The organism is Clostridium sp. E02, assembly GCF_003833015.1.
Classification (GTDB): domain Bacteria; phylum Bacillota; class Clostridia; order Lachnospirales; family Lachnospiraceae; genus Lacrimispora.
Genome location: NZ_RJLQ01000017.1, coordinates 37,546 through 55,471 on the forward strand (window position 1 = coordinate 37,546; position 17,926 = coordinate 55,471).

General features: G+C 39.1%; 19 protein-coding genes and 1 tRNA gene. 4 read left to right on the forward strand and 16 right to left on the reverse strand.

All coding sequences use genetic code 11. From position 1 onward, the window contains the following. Nucleotides 1-41: 41 nt before the first annotated feature. The 6 genes from EFT72_RS13560 to EFT72_RS13585 are packed head-to-tail and all read right to left on the reverse strand — an operon-like array spanning nt 42 to nt 6,021. Entirely contained in the window at nt 42-1,406 is a 1,365-nt protein-coding gene (locus EFT72_RS13560; protein WP_124067460.1) for a PFL family protein, read from the reverse strand. Nucleotides 1,407-1,444: 38 nt separating this feature from the next. After that, complete coding sequence (locus EFT72_RS13565) at nt 1,445-1,717, reverse strand: ACT domain-containing protein (RefSeq protein ID WP_124067538.1); 273 nt, start codon at nt 1,715-1,717, stop codon at nt 1,445-1,447. Nucleotides 1,718-1,732: 15 nt separating this feature from the next. Then, on the reverse strand, nt 1,733-2,530 hold the full coding sequence (locus EFT72_RS13570) for an MBL fold metallo-hydrolase (RefSeq protein ID WP_124067461.1): 798 nt from the start codon (nt 2,528-2,530) through the stop codon (nt 1,733-1,735). Further along, the gene (coaE, locus tag EFT72_RS13575) at nt 2,527-3,144 is read right to left on the reverse strand and encodes a dephospho-CoA kinase (protein WP_243110021.1); all 618 of its coding nucleotides are present in this window, start codon (nt 3,142-3,144) and stop codon (nt 2,527-2,529) included. Before coaE ends, EFT72_RS13570 begins: the two co-directional genes overlap by 4 nt. Further along, nucleotides 3,134-5,662 (reverse strand): DNA polymerase I, encoded by a 2,529-nt coding sequence (polA, locus tag EFT72_RS13580; RefSeq protein ID WP_124067462.1) that lies wholly within the window; start codon nt 5,660-5,662, stop codon nt 3,134-3,136. The genes coaE and polA overlap by 11 nt, the downstream gene beginning before the upstream one ends. 8 nt (nt 5,663-5,670) lie before the next feature. Continuing rightward, nucleotides 5,671-6,021: a zf-HC2 domain-containing protein gene (locus tag EFT72_RS13585; RefSeq protein WP_124067463.1), complete on the reverse strand. Its 351-nt coding sequence runs from the start codon at nt 6,019-6,021 to the stop codon at nt 5,671-5,673. Nucleotides 6,022-6,247: 226 nt separating this feature from the next. Between EFT72_RS13585 and EFT72_RS13590 the strand changes: the two genes are divergently transcribed. Next, a tRNA-Leu gene (locus tag EFT72_RS13590) sits at nt 6,248-6,330 on the forward strand. A 113-nt stretch (nt 6,331-6,443) separates the two neighbouring features. Here EFT72_RS13590 and EFT72_RS13595 read toward each other — a convergent pair. The 8 genes from EFT72_RS13595 to EFT72_RS13630 form a co-directional block, all read right to left on the reverse strand. Then, nucleotides 6,444-7,043: an accessory gene regulator B family protein gene (locus tag EFT72_RS13595; RefSeq protein ID WP_124067464.1), complete on the reverse strand. Its 600-nt coding sequence runs from the start codon at nt 7,041-7,043 to the stop codon at nt 6,444-6,446. Between the two features lie 28 nt (nt 7,044-7,071). After that, nucleotides 7,072-7,728, reverse strand: a complete 657-nt coding sequence (locus EFT72_RS13600) for a 3-oxoacid CoA-transferase subunit B (protein ID WP_124067465.1) — start codon at nt 7,726-7,728, stop codon at nt 7,072-7,074. After that, nucleotides 7,718-8,389, reverse strand: coding sequence for a CoA transferase subunit A (locus EFT72_RS13605; protein WP_124067466.1), 672 nt, complete (start codon nt 8,387-8,389; stop codon nt 7,718-7,720). The genes EFT72_RS13600 and EFT72_RS13605 overlap by 11 nt, the downstream gene beginning before the upstream one ends. A 19-nt stretch (nt 8,390-8,408) precedes the next feature. Continuing rightward, a complete protein-coding gene (locus EFT72_RS13610) occupies nt 8,409-9,149 on the reverse strand; it encodes an acetoacetate decarboxylase (protein ID WP_124067467.1) in 741 nt (246 codons plus the stop codon). A gap of 30 nt (nt 9,150-9,179) precedes the next feature. Beyond that, complete coding sequence (locus EFT72_RS13615) at nt 9,180-10,364, reverse strand: acetyl-CoA C-acetyltransferase (protein ID WP_124067468.1); 1,185 nt, start codon at nt 10,362-10,364, stop codon at nt 9,180-9,182. Nucleotides 10,365-10,401: 37 nt separating this feature from the next. Continuing rightward, nucleotides 10,402-10,560, reverse strand: a complete 159-nt coding sequence (locus tag EFT72_RS13620) for a cyclic lactone autoinducer peptide (protein WP_124067469.1) — start codon at nt 10,558-10,560, stop codon at nt 10,402-10,404. Between the two features lie 141 nt (nt 10,561-10,701). Further along, nucleotides 10,702-12,003 (reverse strand): sensor histidine kinase, encoded by a 1,302-nt coding sequence (locus EFT72_RS13625; protein ID WP_124067470.1) that lies wholly within the window; start codon nt 12,001-12,003, stop codon nt 10,702-10,704. Nucleotides 12,004-12,007: 4 nt separating this feature from the next. Beyond that, entirely contained in the window at nt 12,008-12,751 is a 744-nt protein-coding gene (locus tag EFT72_RS13630; RefSeq protein ID WP_124067471.1) for a LytTR family DNA-binding domain-containing protein, read from the reverse strand. Between the two features lie 174 nt (nt 12,752-12,925). On the opposite strand from EFT72_RS13630, the gene EFT72_RS13635 reads away from it, so the two are divergent. From EFT72_RS13635 to upp, 3 genes are all read left to right on the forward strand, one after another. Then, entirely contained in the window at nt 12,926-13,792 is an 867-nt protein-coding gene (locus tag EFT72_RS13635; RefSeq protein ID WP_124067472.1) for a hypothetical protein, read from the forward strand. Nucleotides 13,793-13,863: 71 nt separating this feature from the next. Next, the gene (locus tag EFT72_RS13640; RefSeq protein WP_124067473.1) at nt 13,864-15,189 is read left to right on the forward strand and encodes a uracil-xanthine permease family protein; all 1,326 of its coding nucleotides are present in this window, start codon (nt 13,864-13,866) and stop codon (nt 15,187-15,189) included. Nucleotides 15,190-15,208: 19 nt separating this feature from the next. Further along, nucleotides 15,209-15,850 carry a uracil phosphoribosyltransferase gene (upp, locus tag EFT72_RS13645; protein WP_124067474.1) on the forward strand — a complete coding sequence of 214 codons (642 nt, stop codon included), beginning with the start codon at nt 15,209-15,211 and terminating at the stop codon, nt 15,848-15,850. A 48-nt stretch (nt 15,851-15,898) separates the two neighbouring features. Here the strand turns inward: upp and EFT72_RS13650 are convergent, their stop codons facing one another. Both EFT72_RS13650 and EFT72_RS13655 read right to left on the reverse strand, forming a co-directional pair. After that, nucleotides 15,899-17,230, reverse strand: coding sequence for a sodium-dependent transporter (locus EFT72_RS13650; protein WP_124067475.1), 1,332 nt, complete (start codon nt 17,228-17,230; stop codon nt 15,899-15,901). Between the two features lie 12 nt (nt 17,231-17,242). Next, entirely contained in the window at nt 17,243-17,926 is a 684-nt protein-coding gene (locus EFT72_RS13655) for a UDP-N-acetylglucosamine pyrophosphorylase (RefSeq protein WP_124067476.1), read from the reverse strand.

A 17,926-nucleotide genomic window follows, 5' to 3' on the forward strand; every position in this document is an offset into this window, starting at 1 on the left:
AACGATTCCTTTCTGTTTGCCTGTATGACTTTATGAAAAACTTAATTCTTAAAACTATGAATCGGTGCTGGTATTCTTCCGCCTCGATTTACAAAGGCTTCACAGGAATATTGATTGACCGGCATAACGGGTGCATACCCCAATAGACCACCGAATTCCACCATATCTCCCACCTTTTTGCCAATTACTGGTATAATACGAACGGCAGTTGTCTTCTGGTTTATCATGCCGATGGCAGATTCATCTGCAATAATACCTGATAACGTAGCCGCTGAAGTATCTCCCGGAATTGCGATCATATCAAGGCCTACGGAGCATACGCAAGTCATCGCTTCTAACTTCTCCAGATTCAGAGCACCAAGGGCAACCGCATCGATCATTCCCTGATCTTCACTGACTGGAATAAACGCTCCGCTTAATCCACCTACGTAGGAAGATGCCATAACGCCTCCCTTTTTCACCTGATCGTTCAAAAGAGCCAGAGCAGCTGTCGTTCCAGGTGCACCCACTCGTTCTAGTCCAATCTCTTCTAAAATTTCAGCAACGCTATCCCCTACTGCAGGAGTGGGAGCCAGAGATAAATCAATAATACCAAATGGGACATTCAATCTTTTTGATGCCTCTTGGGCAACCAATTGACCAACGCGTGTAATCTTAAATGCTGTTTTTTTAATGGTCTCACAAAGGACTCCAAAATCCTTGCCCCTGGCAGTTTCGATTGCTGTTTTTACAACTCCAGGGCCACTAACTCCAACATTTATAATCGCATCAGCTTCCGTAACGCCGTGGAACGCACCTGCCATAAATGGATTATCATCAGGAGCATTGCAAAAGACCACTAACTTAGCACACCCAAGAGAATCATTGTCTTTGGTTGCCTCTGCCGTCTTAATAACCACTTCTCCCATAAGTTTCACCGCATCCATATTGATTCCAGTTTTTGTGGAGCCCACATTGACAGAACTGCAAACCCGATCGGTGCAGGCAAGTGCCTTTGGAATCGAACGAATCATATATTCCTCTGCCGCTGTCATTCCCTTACTAACCAGAGCCGAATAGCCCCCAATAAAATTGACCCCAACCTCTTTCGCTGCTCGGTCTAGTGTCTTTGCAATGGTTACAAAATCCTCCGAAGATTGACAAGCCGCTCCCCCTATAAGAGCAATTGGTGTAACCGAGATTCTTTTATTCACAATCGGAATTCCAAAGTCTCTCTCTATCTCTTTTCCTACTCTCACCAGATCCTTTGCTACCGTTGTAATCTTTTGATAGATCTTTTCATTCACTGCATTCAAATCACTGTCACAGCAGTCAAGTAGACTGATTCCCATGGTTATGGTACGTACATCTAGCAGTTCCTGTTCAATCATCTTATTGGTTTCATTCACTTCAAACATATTCAACATATCGGGAACCCATCCTTTTCTTTCGCTTGCTGTTATTGTTAGATACGGTGCATACTAGTAAAAATCTCTTCCCGTTGGCATTTAACTTTTACGCCAATTTTATCACCGATCTGCTCTAATTCATCTGCCATTTCTCCAAAAGGTTTGTTCGTCTCTTCCATATCTACTATCATCATCATATTAAAAAATCCCTGTACAATGGTCTGAGAAATATCCAATATGTTTACCTTATTCTCTGCCAGATACGTACAGATTTTTGCAATAATTCCTACAGTGTCTTTCCCAACTACGGTTATAATTGTTTTGTTCATCATGCGTCTCCTCTTTTATATGGTAATAATCTCCGACATCTGATCTCTCTTTGCAACGGCTATGTAAAAGTCAGATGCCTTAAATGGATGATCTCCCTCTGCTATTTCCAGTTTTACAGTTTCATAAGCAAGTTCTTCGTAATTGTTTTCCTTACTTAAATGTCCTAATAAAATCTTCTTTAAATTTTCATGAAGAATACAACAGAGCAGACGCCCCGCATTCTCGTTGGATAAGTGCCCGTGATCGCCCAAAATCCTACGTTTAAGATAATATGGGTATGGGCCTGCTTGAAGCATATTCACATCATGGTTAGACTCTAAAAGCAATGCATCAAGCCCTGTTAAATGTTCAATAATATACGAATCGTAGTGTCCTAGATCCGTTGCAACAGCAACAGCCTTGTGTTCATGTTGAATCCGGTAGGCCACGGGATTTGCTGCATCGTGATCAATGGAAAAAGGATTGATGTCCAGATCTCCTACACGAAAATCAACATCCGGACGGATCGCATGATAAAGTTCCTTGGGGTATTCTCCGAGATATTTCTGTTTTGAAACTTCTTCCAATGTTTCTCTGGTACCGTATATGGGAACCCCATGTTTTCTAGCCAATATACCAAGTCCCTTGGTGTGGTCAGAATGTTCATGCGTGATTACCACACCAGTCAATTCGCTTCCTTTGATTCCTATCTCATTTAATCCCTGTTCGATCCGTTTGTTACTGATCCCAGCATCCACTAGAATGTGTGTAGAGTCCGACCCTATATAGATACAATTTCCGCTGCTTCCGCTTGCAATGCTAACCATTCTCATATCTTTTCCTGTCCCTTACTTTTCAATATTTCCATCAACTGCTCCTTTAATTCTTCGAAAGAGCCGTTATTTTCAATGACACGGTCACATCCAGCTATAAATTCTGCTTCCGATGCCTGGCTCTCGATCATGCGTTCCGATCGTTCCCTGGTATAACCTCTGCTTTTTGCAAGACGTTTGATCCGGTTCTCTCTGGAAGCATGCAAATACCAGATCTCATTATAGGTATCATCACGATTATTGTTCATAATTGCAAATTCTACCACAATAAGCCTCGCTTGTGAAGCTAAAATTTTCTGTTTGATTCGTTCCCAAACCATAGGATGTATGATATTATCTACAATTTCTCTTGTGTTGTGATCCTTGAAGATTTTTTCTCCAAGAATTTTTCGGTCTATGGTTCCATCTGAGTGTAATATTTCCACACCCAGAGCCTTTGTTACGTAAAGATATCCCGGTTTTCCCGGTTCCATTAAATCATGGGCAACCTGGTCTGCCTGAATGACTTCCGCTCCATATTCATTTATCAAGAAGGTGAGAACCAGGCTTTTTCCTGCTCCTACGCCTCCAGTTATTCCGATTACTCTCATTTTAACCAGCCCTTTATTTTGCATCAAACCAGGAGTCTCCCACCTTTGCCTCTACTTCCAATGGCACATGGAGATCGACAGCATGCTTCATTTCATGAACCAAAAGCGCTTTCACCGTTTCCAGTTCTTCCCGGTACGTTTCAATTAGTAATTCATCATGAACCTGTAAAACGATTCGAGATTTTAATCCTTGTCTCTTAAGTTCCTGATCCACATGAATCATCGCAATCTTAATAATGTCTGCTGCAGTTCCTTGTATGGGTGAATTCATTGCAACTCTTTCTCCAAAGGAACGTTGCATAAAATCAGAAGATTTTAGTTCAGGTACCAGGCGGCGTCTCCCAAACATACTGATTGCATACCCCTGTTCCTTCGCATCTGCCACTAGTTTGTCCAGAAAAGTTTTCACTCCTGGGTACGTTTCGAAATACTTCTCGATGTACTCGGAGGCCTCTTTTCTTGTAATACTCAATCCTTCACTTAAACCAAATGAGCTGATTCCATAGACAATCCCAAAATTAACGGCTTTCGCATTCCTTCTCTGTAAGGAAGTCACTTCCTTTAGCGGAACATGAAATACTTCTGATGCAGTAATTGCATGAATATCTTCTGCCTGCTTATACGCAGCAATCAGACGGGGATCTCCAGACATATGTGCCAAAACCCGGAGTTCAATCTGCGAATAATCTGCATCCACAAAGACACAGCCCTCTCTTGGCACAAAAACTTTTCGAATCTCCCTGCCTAGTTCCATACGAATAGGAATGTTCTGCAGGTTGGGTTCCGTACTGCTGATCCTTCCCGTAGCTGTAATCATCTGATTAAAAGTACCATGAATCCGCTCATCTGGTCCAATATAGGCTGCCAGACCATCTGCGTAAGTTGAGTTTAATTTTGTCAACTGTCTATAATCTAATATCAAACGGATCACAGGATAATCCGGAGCTATCTTTTCAAGCACGTCTGCTGCTGTGGAATAACCTGTTTTGGTTTTTCTTCCTCCCGGAATTTTCATATGACCAAACAAAATTTCACCCAGTTGTTTGGGAGAGTTGATATTAAACGTTTCGCCCGTTTCTTCGTAGATCTTCTCTTCCAGCGTTGCAATCCCCTCTTTTAGACGATCCCCGTATTCCTTTAAGCGTTCCCGTTCCACCTGTATTCCAGCTTCTTCCATATCAAACAAACAATAAACCAAAGGCATTTCAATTTCAATAAAAAGGGATTCCATATCTGCCAGTTTTAGTTCTTCTCTCAATATGTTTCCACATCCATAAGCCACATAAGCCATGTAACAGATGCAAAAAGCCGCTGTCTCTTTCTCCTCTTTTAATCCCAGATCTAGGGAATACTTTCCAAGTAAATCAAATTTCGATGGTAAGGATTCTTTTAGATACTGATCGGCTAAATCCGTATATTCATAAGAACTCTTCTGTGGATCCAGAAGATACGCAGCGATTGATGCATCGAATATGGTCTTACTTTGACTTAAATTCATATATGGAAGCTGACTCTTTAAGTCCAGAACCGTTACACTTCCTGCTCTTTGTATCAGTTCTTCTGTTTTCTCCTTTAAATATTGTGGTGTCAAAGATCCCTGACTTAAAAAACAAAAACATCCACCCGCTTCCATGCACAACGAAAGTGCAGTGATTGTTTTATCCTCGCCAGAAACCTGCAGTCCCAGATCTTTCCCTGCTTGAAACGTTTCAAAAACAGTGTCTGCTTCCGTTCGATCTTTCACTATATGGAACCCTTTTTCTATGTGTTCCTCTTCTTCCTCTCCTGGAAATTGCCCCGGTTCAAACTCCATATTTACGATCTGATCAATCTTAGACTCTCTGGCAGATTTTATATAGTCTAGAGAGATCTCACAGCCTGTATTTGGTGTCATAACTTCCAATGCTTTTAATATCTGCTCTTTCAAACATGCAAGGATATCTCTCACTCTAAAAGATATCACTTCCTCCAGATGATCATATAAATTATCGATAGTTTCGTACTGTTTCACCAGCTGACAGGCTGTTTTTTGTCCAATTCCCTCCGCCTGTTCTAAGGAAAATACATAGTTTAATTGTGAGGGCTCAAGATCAAAACATTCTTTAACGGTTTCAGGTTTATAGCTTTTCCGTTCTTTTTTCTCCTCTCCTAGTTCTGGAATTTGAACCATTACGTCTGTTTCTACAATCTGTAACAGTCTTTTATCTCCAGTTAAGAGAACAACCTCCCCACCTTCCTCTTTGCACCGCTTGGCCAGTGATGCCATAAGATCCAGAGAATTGACATTTTCTTTCGATAGCACTGGAATATCTAAGGAAACAAATAGTTCCTTTAATTGTTCTGACCTTTTTAAAACGGTTTCCGTTCGATTCTGATCATTTTCTAAACCTGGAAATACAGCTGCAAGATAATCTGGCTGTACCTCTTCCAAAAGACCTGACACCAAATGGCGAACCCCTTTTACCGTATTGGTTGGAAGTAAAAACATAGCCTCCTTTCCAATGCTGTAACCATCTATTAATACAATTTTTTTCTTGTTCATCTATTCTCCTATCCAAGTAATCCCATCTGCATCCAGATTCTGCACTGCAAAAGGATTGTAATCATCAAAGACATAATACACAAAGTAGACACTGCATATTTGACTGTTTTGATTAGTCTAATTGCCTGCAGTCTTTGCCTGGACTGTTCCACTGTAGCTTCTAATGCCCCTTTGATGTTATAGTTACCTGCCTCAGAATCCAGCTGCAGGATACCTGCCTCAACCGTAAAATATATCTCAAGTTCTTCTCTACAATTTGGGCAGGATTCCATATGTTTTAAAAATCCCTCTAATTCTTCATCCCCTAATTCATTCTTTATATATGGCATAACCAGACGCTCCGCTTCCTTACATGTCACGATCCAGACACCTCCTTATCCATATCTTTTTTCTATCATACAATATATTTAACCTATTTTCAATTTAATAATCGTCCTGAACTAGTTCTTCTGTAAAATTCTATTACTCAAAGAAAGGACAACCAAAAGGAACTTCCAGTGGATGCTTTGGAATGAAAAATTTTAATTCAGAAAACGCTTGCCAAATGGAAAAAATTGTGTTAGAATTATGAGCGTTGCAAGAAAAGCCGGCATGTCGGAATGGCAGACGAGACGGACTCAAAATCCGTTGATGGTAACATCGTGTGGGTTCAAGTCCCACTGCCGGCACGAAAAGTAAGAACGACTTAAAGCCGTCCTCTGATACAGTACATAATGTATCAAAGGGCGGTTTTTCGCATCCAGTCATGTGACAGACTAAACTATATTTGATTCTTTCTTTTTCATGAAAGTTCATGCCTCCACAGCTTTACGATCTCCTTGCTTTTTTCTAAGATCAGCAGAAAGGCCGAAGCACACACACCTAAACTCAATAAAGGTCCAATGGGATAAACCAAAAACGTATTTAATAGAAAACTCAAAGTAAAGCAGCACAGATTTATTGCAATTAGAAGGATCCTTGATTTTTTCCGGTAATACAGAAATTCTTTTTCATCCAGCCTTTTATTTTCATTGTCTACAGGGCTGTATCGAATTATAATCCCATCAGCCAGTGCCAGTGCCATGAAACACACAAACAATTGATCAAATACCCTTGAAATCAAAAGAATAATAAATATGTAAGTACAGGAAAATACATAGCATCCGATCTTTGTCCTCGCATGATAGCCTCCTGCATTTCTTCGTAGGGGAATCAGTACACAACCAATTATAAGCAATTCAGGAATCATTCCCAACATGGCTGCAATACAAAAATAAGAAACACAGTGGATTCCTTTTAAAACTAGACAATTAAGTCCAAATTCATAAATCTCTCTCTCTTCTTTTATAATCATATGATTGCGAAGCAGCAATTCTATGATATAACTTCTCCATCTCGTCATTTACCCATCACCTTTATTTATAGCTTATTTACACTTCCATTACTTTTAAATCTGGCGAAATCGTTAATTTTGCCTCCGTTGCGTTTTGAACCTCTTCAACGGTGACGTTAGGTGCTATTTCTTTTAAGATAAGCCCTTTCCCCGGGCAAACGTCTATAACTGCCATATCTGTAACAATTGTTTTGACGACATGAATAGCCGTCAGGGGAAGTTTGCATTTTTTCAGTATTTTAGGTGCTCCATTTTTATTCACATGTTCCATAGCCAGAATCACTTTCTTAGCTCCAACCACCAAATCCATGGCACCGCCCATTCCAGGCACTTTTTTCCCTGGAATCATCCAGTTTGCCACATTTCCTTCTTCATCCACTTCAAGAGCGCCTAAGACAGTAACATCTACATGCCCACCCCGAATGATACAAAAGGAGAACGAACTATCAAAAAAACTAGCACCTTTTCTGGTACTTACATAATTGCCTCCCGCATCAATGCAATCAAGGCTTTCCTCCCCAGATTTTGGTTCTGGACCAACACCTAATATTCCATTTTCCGCTTGGAGCATAATATCTACCCCTTCTGGGATGTAATTTGCAACCATGGTAGGCATTCCTACTCCAAGATTTACTACATTTCCATCTTTTAATTCCTTTGCGATCCTTTTTACAATAAATTCTCTATTGTTCATTTTCCCGTCCCACCTTTACAATCGCATTGACAAAGATACCAGGTACATTCACATGATTGGGATCTATTTCGCCAGTCTCTACAAGCTCATTCACCTCTGCAATCACGTAATCTGCTGCGGTTGCCATTACAATATTGAAATTACGTGCAGATCCATTGATAACAAGATTTCCTAATTCATCTGCTTTATTTGCCTTTATTAGTGCTACATTTGCTTTTAATGGCAGTTCCAGCAAATAGTCTTTCTCATTTATCTTGACTTTTTCCTTCCCCTCTTCGACAATTGTTCCGATCCCTACTGGAGTTAAAACACCGCCGAGACCAGAACCGCCTGCCCGAATTTTTTCAGCCAACGTTCCCTGTGGGAAAAGTTTTATATCTGCTTCCTTGGTCATGAGAAGTCTTCCGGTCTCTGGATTGGACCCTATGTAAGATGCAAAAACCCGTTTTACCCTTCCACTTTTTACCAATTCATAGATCGACAACTCCTTTGTCCCCGTATCATTTGATATTATGGTTAGATCTTTGGCTGTATTGGAATGAAGCAGAGCAGAAATCAGTGTTTCCGGATGCCCTCCTGCCAAAAAGCCACCAACCATTACGCCGTCTCCATCTTTGATCTTCCCTACCGCATCTGCGGCATTCATTAATTTGCTTTTCATGTCGAAAGCCTCCTCCGTACTAATTTAAATAGTCATGCAATACCCTTGCATATGGTAATGTCAAATCAGCAATAAAGTGTTTTCCAGCCATACAAGTTTTAACTGGTAAGTCTGCTACCGGAGCATTGACATGAGGGGTCAGACTTAATCTGGCCGGTCCTGACCAGGAACCTTTCACTTTAATATCCTCCAGGTTGTAGGCTACAAGCTGAGCAATCTTAGGTTTCCCGTCCACATCCGGAATTATTTTTAAATTAACCTGAGTTTTGGCTATGGTGCGGGCTATGGATTTTTCATCAAATCTATTATATTTAAATGGCATGGTTCCCATGGATACAAGAATATTATTATAATATAATGTACCAGTTAATGTTTCCGTGTCCTCGACTTTAAGACTGGGTTTCCCCCATTTCTTTGGAAATCCCCAAATCTCTCGTCCACCAAGAATGGCGGGTCCATTGTCTAAGTACATCTGTGCCGTGAAATTGCAGGGTTCCCCTTCAAACATACAAGGAATTACAATACCACTTTCTTCATAACAGCCTAAACCGGAGGAATCTGGCATTTTAATATATTCATACAAAACCGTATTGCTTCCATCTGGTTTTAATGGTTCCGGGACTGCTCTTTGAATGGCAGCCGGATCCGATTCATAGGTAATGGTAAAGAACTCCCGGTTGATAAACCGGCATGGCGGACGGCCATAGCTTGGACTAGAAGCAGGCATACAATATAACGAAAGAATCTCTTCTTGATTCATACAGAATCTCCTTTCTTTTGCTTTCAGGAATTAAACCAATGCATTCTCAACCAACATGGCAATTCCCATTCCGCCTCCAATGCAAAGGGAAGCTACTCCGTAACGCTTGTTTGTTCTCACCATCTCATGAATCAGTGTTACTAGAATTCTAGCTCCACTTGCACCCACTGGATGCCCAAGTGCTATGGCACCTCCATTGACATTTAATTTATTCGAATCAATTCCTAGCTCCTTGCTTACAGCCAGTGCCTGGGAAGCAAACGCTTCATTTATTTCAAAGAGATCAATATCACTCAGAGAGAGATCCATTTTTTTTAGAAGTGTAGAAACTGCCTTTAACGGTCCCATCCCCATATAGGCGGGATCAACTCCAACTAGTGAGTAGCCTTTTATGTAAGCACACGGTTTTAATTCATATTCTTTGCACTTATGTTCCGTAACAACCAACATAGCAGCGGCACCATCACTAATGGGTGAGGCATTTCCTGCAGTCACTGTACCATCGGGCTTAAATACAGTTTTTAATTTGGATAATTTTTCTATCGTGGAATCAGATCTAACGTGTTCATCCTCTGAAAAAATGATTTCTTCTTTTTTCTTTTTTACTGTTACAGGGACAATCTGGCTTTCAAACACTTTTTTATTAATTGCTTCTGCCGCCCTTCGATTGCTTTCGTATGCAAGTTCATCCTGATCACGTCTGGAAATATTATATTTCTCTGCAACATTTTCTGCTGTGATTCCCATGTGGTAATGATTCAATGAGCAGGTAAGCCCATCCATAACCAGACTGTCTACTAGTTCTCCATTTCCCAAGCGGTATCCGTTTCTTGCTTTTTTAAGAAGATAGGGAGCACTTGACATGTTTTCCATTCCTCCGGCCAAAACAACTTCTCTCTGTTCTGCCAAAAGGGACTCATAAGCCAAAGCAACTGTGTGCAATCCAGAACCACAGACTGTGTTAATGGTGGAAGCAGGTACCTCCTGTGGTAACCCTGCTTTTAAAGCTGCCTGTCTGGCTGAATTCTGACCTGAACCTGCCTGAAGAACATTCCCTAGATATACCGCATCGATTTTTGTACGTTCCAAATTACTTTGCTCCATGCAAGCTTTTATGACTGTTGATGCCATATCCGCAGCACTTATAGATGATAATGTCCCATTAAAGGAACCAAGTGCAGTCCTTAAAGGACTTACCAAAGCTATCTTTTTCATGAAATTCACTCCTCTCATTTAAACCATGAGTCCATCGTCAAAGTAAGTGTTCGCGTTTATTTAATTTCATAACATCTTCTGGTAGTTTTGGCTGATAGCCAATGAAGAAACAAGAGGAATTGGCCTCTTTAACTGCTGAATCTCTGATTACTTTTGAAGCTAATTTGAGCGAAAACTGTTTGATTTCTTTTTTCATTATTGATCATCCTTTCTTATTGTTTATGTATCTATTTATTGTTTACAGATGCATCTTCTCACCTTGTTATTTATTTTACAATGTTTTATTTATATCTTACAGTTTTTCTGTATAACTGACAGAAAAAAGGGCTCCTGTGTATTACTGATTGAATATAATTTTGCAACTGAATTTCTTACTCTCCTCTTCCAAAACCATACTACCATTGTATTTTTTGATTACATTTTCTACGTTTAATAACCCAATTCCATGATTTTTTCTTTTTTCAGAAATTGGTTTGCCATGGTTCCATTTTTTTATCGGTAACGTACTGTTTATTAGATTAACAACAATAATTTCATTGTATTGATCCAATTTAAATACAATGGATCGGTCATCTGGAACCTGATCACAAGCTTCTATTGCATTATCCAATAAATTACCAAATATGGTAGTCACCTCGATTGGCTCCATAAAGCTAAGATTAACGGTACCAATCTCCAAATCAAATTTAATACCATGTAATTTAGCAATCCTTTTTTTATCATTTAACAATACATTTAAAATCGGATTGTTGGTATAATCTTCCAGTGCCAGAGGGAGGAGCATCTGACTAATTTTCTGCGTATAACCAATGGCAAGATCATCTTCCCTTGCCTCATACATATTCTTAATCATATTTAGATGTTTGTTTACGTCATGGAGGATCTTTATGGATTCGTTGTATTTTTCTTCCTGACCCTCATAATATTCGTATTGAAGCAACGATTGCTGTTCCAAAAGTCTTAATTTTATCTTTAACTGATTGTATTTTTCTGCAAATCTTGCAATGTATAAAAAATACAGATCCGCAAGCAACATAAATGCCATGTTAATAAGCAAAAGAATGTATTCTGTCGGGGTACTGATTTTAGAAAGAACAGACATAATTACAGTTAAATTTACAATACTAAACAAAATAATTATAATTTCGATTCCTAATTGTATTTTTGTAATAAATTCATCCCTCCAAAGCTTCGAGATAATCAAATAATAAAAAAACAATACAACTAGTTTAGAAAATGTGATTTCAATGCTCATTGCTACAATATTCTTAATGTGATAAATCTGTAATTTTTCCAGTAAAATTCCCAGAATCATGACCCCAACGGTTTCGCATAAGGTCAATATTAAAATTAATACAGGTATTTCAAAAAAACGATAAAGAGTTTTTGTATTCCCATTGTTATAAAAGAATAGATTAATTACAGTAAACAATACAACCCAGCTTATTACATTAATCACTGGATAATTTAATAAATTGATGCTCACAATAACCAAATAAGCCACGAGCCGGATCAGTATATAAGGCAACCGGTTATAATAGATTCTCTCCCCTTTTTCTTCAATAAATTGAAACAATATAAGGCTGTTAATCAAACAAGAAATCATGATTCCCAAGATAAAAATAAACGTATCTCCCATCTTTTTATATACTCCTTTGTATAAATGTATTTAATTTTTTCCTAAATTCCGCTGATTTTTTCTGTGAAACCGGCAGTTTTTCGTTGTTATTTAAATAAACTTCGTATCCCTTGATTTTTTTAATATGTATTAAATTAACCAAAAAATTTTGATGACAAACTTCAAAATTGTATGGCTGCATCTTAGTTGAAACGTATTTCATCTTATCTACAAAGAAATATTCTTCATTTCTTAATTTGATTTTAATCTTTCTGTTTATATACTCAAAATAATAGATATCATTGATTTCAAAACTTTTTATTTTGTAATCCAATCTTCCATCTCTCGTAATCTCTATAATTTCAAATTTTATTATTTCCATATTCTCATGTTCTTCCTTGACGTATCTGATGATTTCATCTAGTTGTTGTTCTGCTTTACTTTTCCGAACTGGTTTTTCTAAATAGGCAAACGCATGTACATTATTCATAGCCTGCAAGGCATATTGTTGATAGCTGGTGGTATAAATAATCTTAATGTTACGATTCCATTCATGTAGCTTTTTTCCTGCCTGAATTCCATTCATCCCTTCCATAGCGATATCAAGAAAAATCGCATCTAAATTTCCATGAAATTGCAACAATATTTCACCTGACTGGAATTGGAAAATTTCATATGTAATTCGTTTTTTTTCCATATAATTTTTAATTATTGTTTCTATTTTTTTAGAATCTTTTTTATTGTTATCGCAAATAGCAAGATTTAGCATATTATTCCCCCGATTTTATGTTCCATTCTTTTTGCTTAGTTTCATACGAATATATCAATTTTTTATCAAATATTTATTTGATAATAGATTCTTTCCTGAAAAATACAATAATCTTAAGGTATATTATTAAAAAATATGGTATACTGATACAGACTTTACGAAAGAGAGAAAGGAGTGATTAAAACGAAATACAAACAGAATTTACTTACAGTTATGATCGGTGTTGGCCTTTTGCTTAGTGGTTGTGGCAATCACAATTATGTGGAGACCAAGAAAGCGCAAAGCCCAGCATCAGTTCCTATGGAAACGATGTCAAAGGAATCAAGTAATACGAAACCAGTAACCATTACAACAGAGAAAGAACAGGGAAAAGAAAGTCAAACAAGCACAGACAATGCAGATGAACAACCCGCTGCAAAGAGGGCATCTTCCATACTGAGAACCTATAAAGAGGGAAATGTCACCATTCAATACCCTGAAATTTCTAACACCGATTATCCGGACATAGAAGAACGCATCAACGAACAGTTAAGAACAAATGCCCTTTATATAATGAACGCCTATGAGGTTGACCCGGATAAAGACAATTTATCCATTAATTGTGATGTGATCTCCATAGACAGGAACCGAATTACTGCGGTGTATCAAGGTCTCTATTATGCAAAAGAAGCCGCGTATCCCAACAACATTTATTTTACGAACTCAGTCGACTTTTCCTCTGTTAAAAACTTAAGACTCAATGATTATGTGGATCCAAAGGTAGTTGTGGAAGCTATTTTGTCTGGGGATTATCAGTTTCTTTCTGCCACACCTGAAATTGAAGAAGCTTTAAAGTCTTACTTGCAGGAAACAAACAAAGAAACTCTTACCCGTATTCTTCAAAAAGCCGATTTCACGAATGCTTCTACTTCCGACTCAGATCTCTCTCTTTTTCCGGAATCCTTTAGTTATGAGGACAAAGGAAGCATTATTGTGTCGATCTCTGTCCCTCATGCTTTAGGGGATTTTGCAGTGATTTCATATTCTCCGGAGACAAAATAACAAAAATAGTTGCCATTTATCCCTTTCTCTGATAAAATAGGACGGAAAATAAAAAGAAACGGGGTAGAAGAATGAGTAACAACGCAAAATTGACAACCCGAGACTATCTGCTCAGCATCCAGCACCTGTTTGCCATGTTCGGCGCAACGGTACTGGTCCCCTTACTGACAGGTCTCAATCCATCCCTGGCATTATTATCTGCTGGTGTTGGCACATTAATATTCCACTGCTGTACTAAATTTAAGGTTCCTGTATTTCTTGGATCATCCTTTGCTTTCCTGGCGGCGATTGCTTCTATTACCCGGCCGGAAGGTACCGTGATCCCTGAAAACGTATCTTTAGTACAGGGTGGAATTATTTTTGCCGGTCTGATCTATCTGCTTTTTGCTCTGATTGCTTTCTTCATCGGCGCAGACAAAATCAAAAAGATCTTTCCTCCCGTGGTTACGGGTCCTGTAATTGTAGTGATTGGTATCAATCTTGCAAGCACTGCCATCAATGATGCCACCGGAAATTTAAGCCTGGCAGATGGATTAACCAACGAGATTGCACTGAATTTAGCAATTGCAATATTTACTTTATTTGTCGTAATTCTCTGCTCCATCTTTGCCCATGGTTTTTTCAAACTAGTTCCGATTTTAATTGGGATTGCCGCAGGATACCTACTGTGCATTATTTTAGGTACTGCTGGCTTATTTACGATGGATTATTCTGCCATCACATCCGCTGCATGGATTAATATTCCATTTGTAACAACAGACCTAAATGGCGTACCTTTTATGTCTGTTCCGACGTTCCGTTTGGGAGCTATTTTATCCATTGCCCCCATTGCCTGCGTTACTTTTATGGAACACATTGGGGATGTCACCACCAACGGAACCGTAGTAGGAAAAGATTTTTTAAAAGATCCGGGTCTCCACCGTACTTTGATGGGCGATGGACTTGCAACCTTATTTGCAGGATTTTTAGGAGCCCCAGCAAATACTACCTATTCTGAGAATACGGGAGTTCTTGCAACAACGAAGAATTATAATCCAAGATTGCTTCGACTAACTGCAGTTTTTGCTATCCTGCTTGGATTTTTGGGAAAAGTAGGGGCGGTTCTCCAAACCATTCCAGGCCCAGTAAAAGGGGGCGTGGAGATTATGCTTTTTGGTATGATTGCAGCAGTTGGAATCCGTTCTCTTGCCGAATCCAATCTGGATTTTACCCACAGCAGAAACTTAACGATCGTCGGTCTTATTCTGGTATTTGGACTGGGATTTGCCCAACTTGGAGGATTGAATTTAACCATTGGCTCAATAACTTTAAACATTTCAGGGCTTTTCATCGCAGTTGTAATTGGGGTCTTTATGAACCTGATCCTGCCTGAGACTTCTGATACCGTTAGAGAATAAAGAAAGGAATAATACAATTATGGATTTTTCATCAAACAATATAACAGTTTTTACCCACCCACTAATTCAGCACAAAATATCAATTTTAAGAGATCAGAACACAGGAACCAATGAGTTCCGCGCTTTGATTGAAGAAATCGCTATGTTAATGGGGTTTGAAGCGTTAAGAGATCTCCCATTACAAGATGTGGAGGTAAAAACCCCGATTGAAACTTGTATGACGCCTATGATTGCTGGGAAAAAAATGGCAATTGTACCAATTCTTAGAGCAGGTCTTGGAATGGTAAACGGGATTCTGGCACTTGTACCCTCTGCAAAAGTAGGTCATATCGGTTTATACAGAGATGAAAAAACACATGAACCACATGAATACTATTGTAAGCTGCCAAACCCTATTGATCAGAGAACGATTGTCGTTACAGATCCTATGATAGCAACCGGCGGTTCTGCTGTTGCTGCTGTGGATTTTATTAAGCAATACGGCGGCAAACACATCAAGCTCATGGCTATCATCGCAGCTCCAGAAGGCTTAAAGAAGCTACATGAAGCGCATCCAGACATTCAAATCTATGTTGGACATCTAGATCGTGGATTAAATGAAAACGCTTATATCTGCCCAGGTCTAGGAGACGCCGGCGATCGTATCTTTGGTACGAAATAAAAAAAGCCCTGCATACGAAAGATTCACTTCCGTATGCAGGGCTTTTTCCTACCCAATTCCTTTATAAAGAATACTAAGTATAAATACCATAGCTGCCAGAAATACATAAATATATTTTGCGAAAAACAGAAACAAAGATCCCAATGGTTTCTCTCTTCCTTTGCGCAACTCTTCCATAATTTTACCGTCTTTTAATACCCAGTAAATCATAATGGAACACAGAACCGCACCAAAGGGAACCACGTAAACGGTAATCAAGTCCATCCAAACACCTAAATTCGGCTCATATTCAATAAAGCTTCCGATGAGAAAGACCACCGCACCAACGATAAGTATAGCCTTTTTACGGGAAAGATGAAAATGAGTCTGAATGGCTTCAGAACAAACCTCAAACATATTAACCAGTGAAGTGACTCCTGCAAATAAAACAGAAAGGAAAAACAACATTGCCACAAGTCTTCCAGCCGGTATCTTTGCAAATACTTTAGGAAGCGTTATAAACATAAGAGGCGGCCCACTAGCTGGATCCATGTGAAAAGCAAAGACAGCGGGTATAATCGCAAACCCAGCTAGCAATGCGGCAAAGGTATCAAGAAGTGCCGTAGTCATAGCAACTTTTGGTATGTCCTCTTTCTCATCTAGATAACTCCCATAAATAACCATTCCTGAGCCCGTGATCGACAAGGAAAAAAACGCCTGTCCCATTGCCATCACCCAAGTCTCAGGTTTTAATAAAAATCCCCATCTGGGAATGAGTAAATATTCATATCCTGCAAATGCGCCTTCTAAAAAAAACACACGAACCGCAATCATAATGAACAGAACAAAAAAAGCCGGCATCATAATTCGATTGACCTTTTCTATCCCTTTTAATACGCCTCCGGTCAACACGAGCATTGTAATCAGTACTACAATTAGATGCCAGACAATACTTCCAAATGGTCCCGTTGCCTGTGAAAAGTATTCTGCTGTGTCACTTTGAAACATAATTCCAGTTATGGAACCGCTTAGATATCTAAGAATCCAGCCGACAATAACCGCATATCCTATGGCTATACCAACGGAACCCAAAAGAGGGATAACTCCTAAATAAGAGCCTCCTTTTTTCCCACGGCTTTTCATTGCATAATCATAAGATCCGACTGGCCCTGTACCAGTCAGTCGCCCAAAGGCAAATTCACCTGAGAGCCCAACCATTCCAAATAAAAACACAAATCCAAAATACAGCACCAAAAAAGCAGCGCCACCGTATTGACCCAGCCGGTAAGGAAACATCCAGATGTTTCCCATTCCGACTGCTGACCCCACGGAAGCCAAAATAAAACCTAGTCTAGAACCAAACTTGCCATTACCTGCGTTGGTCTTTGTCTTATCGTTCATGTTTTAATATCCTTAAGCTTCAGTAATATTCTTTTCAATTACTTCGCCCTGATTCTTATAGATCGAATTGGCATCTACACAGGTTCTAACGCATGAAAGGGGATAAATATTCGATTTTGGTCCAATTACAGTACCTGGATTTAATACAGCTCCACATCCAATTTCTGCATAGTCTCCAATAATTGCTCCAAATTTTTTCAACTCTGTATCAATATTACCATCTTCTGCATGTACGGAAACTGTGGATTTGTCTGTCTTTACGTTGGATGCAATGGATGATGCCCCCATATGAGACTTATATCCCAAAATAGAATCTCCTACATAATTAAAATGGGGAACCTGAACCCCATCAAAAAGAATGGAATTCTTAATCTCAGAAGAGTTCCCAATAACAGCACCTTCTCCAATAATTACATTACCTCTTAAAAAAGCACAATGGCGGATCTGCGCACCCTTGCCAATAATTACATTCTCTCCAAGACAAGCTGTGGGCGGAAGGTTAATGGACTTATGAATCCACACTGCTTTCCCAACATGTACATATTCACCTTTTGGCAAACGTTCTCCAAGGGATACGATAAATTCACTGATTTTAGGCAAAATCTCCCATGGGTATGTGGTCTGTTCAAATAATAATTTAGCAATCGTATGGTTTGTGTCAAATAAGTCCTGGTTTTTCATATCTTCTTTTTTCAT

Bases quoted from the DNA above. Each gene is read 5' to 3' on its own strand.
- EFT72_RS13615 (WP_124067468.1), bottom strand. From the start codon at position 10,364: ATGAAAAAGATAGCTTTGGTAAGTCCTTTAAGGACTGCACTTGGTTCC.
- upp (WP_124067474.1), top strand. From the start codon at position 15,209: ATGGATTTTTCATCAAACAATATAACAGTTTTTACCCACCCACTAATT.
- coaE (WP_243110021.1), bottom strand. From the start codon at position 3,144: ATGCAAAATAAAGGGCTGGTTAAAATGAGAGTAATCGGAATAACTGGA.
- EFT72_RS13620 (WP_124067469.1), bottom strand. From the start codon at position 10,560: ATGAAAAAAGAAATCAAACAGTTTTCGCTCAAATTAGCTTCAAAAGTA.
- EFT72_RS13655 (WP_124067476.1), bottom strand. From the start codon at position 17,926: ATGAAAAAAGAAGATATGAAAAACCAGGACTTATTTGACACAAACCAT.
- EFT72_RS13630 (WP_124067471.1), bottom strand. From the start codon at position 12,751: ATGCTAAATCTTGCTATTTGCGATAACAATAAAAAAGATTCTAAAAAA.
- EFT72_RS13605 (WP_124067466.1), bottom strand. From the start codon at position 8,389: ATGAAAAGCAAATTAATGAATGCCGCAGATGCGGTAGGGAAGATCAAA.
- EFT72_RS13595 (WP_124067464.1), bottom strand. From the start codon at position 7,043: ATGACGAGATGGAGAAGTTATATCATAGAATTGCTGCTTCGCAATCAT.
- EFT72_RS13570 (WP_124067461.1), bottom strand. From the start codon at position 2,530: ATGAGAATGGTTAGCATTGCAAGCGGAAGCAGCGGAAATTGTATCTAT.
- EFT72_RS13640 (WP_124067473.1), top strand. From the start codon at position 13,864: ATGAGTAACAACGCAAAATTGACAACCCGAGACTATCTGCTCAGCATC.
- EFT72_RS13600 (WP_124067465.1), bottom strand. From the start codon at position 7,728: ATGAACAATAGAGAATTTATTGTAAAAAGGATCGCAAAGGAATTAAAA.
- EFT72_RS13560 (WP_124067460.1), bottom strand. From the start codon at position 1,406: ATGTTGAATATGTTTGAAGTGAATGAAACCAATAAGATGATTGAACAG.
- EFT72_RS13565 (WP_124067538.1), bottom strand. From the start codon at position 1,717: ATGAACAAAACAATTATAACCGTAGTTGGGAAAGACACTGTAGGAATT.
- polA (WP_124067462.1), bottom strand. From the start codon at position 5,662: ATGAACAAGAAAAAAATTGTATTAATAGATGGTTACAGCATTGGAAAG.
- EFT72_RS13650 (WP_124067475.1), bottom strand. From the start codon at position 17,230: ATGAACGATAAGACAAAGACCAACGCAGGTAATGGCAAGTTTGGTTCT.
- EFT72_RS13610 (WP_124067467.1), bottom strand. From the start codon at position 9,149: ATGAATCAAGAAGAGATTCTTTCGTTATATTGTATGCCTGCTTCTAGT.
- EFT72_RS13625 (WP_124067470.1), bottom strand. From the start codon at position 12,003: ATGGGAGATACGTTTATTTTTATCTTGGGAATCATGATTTCTTGTTTG.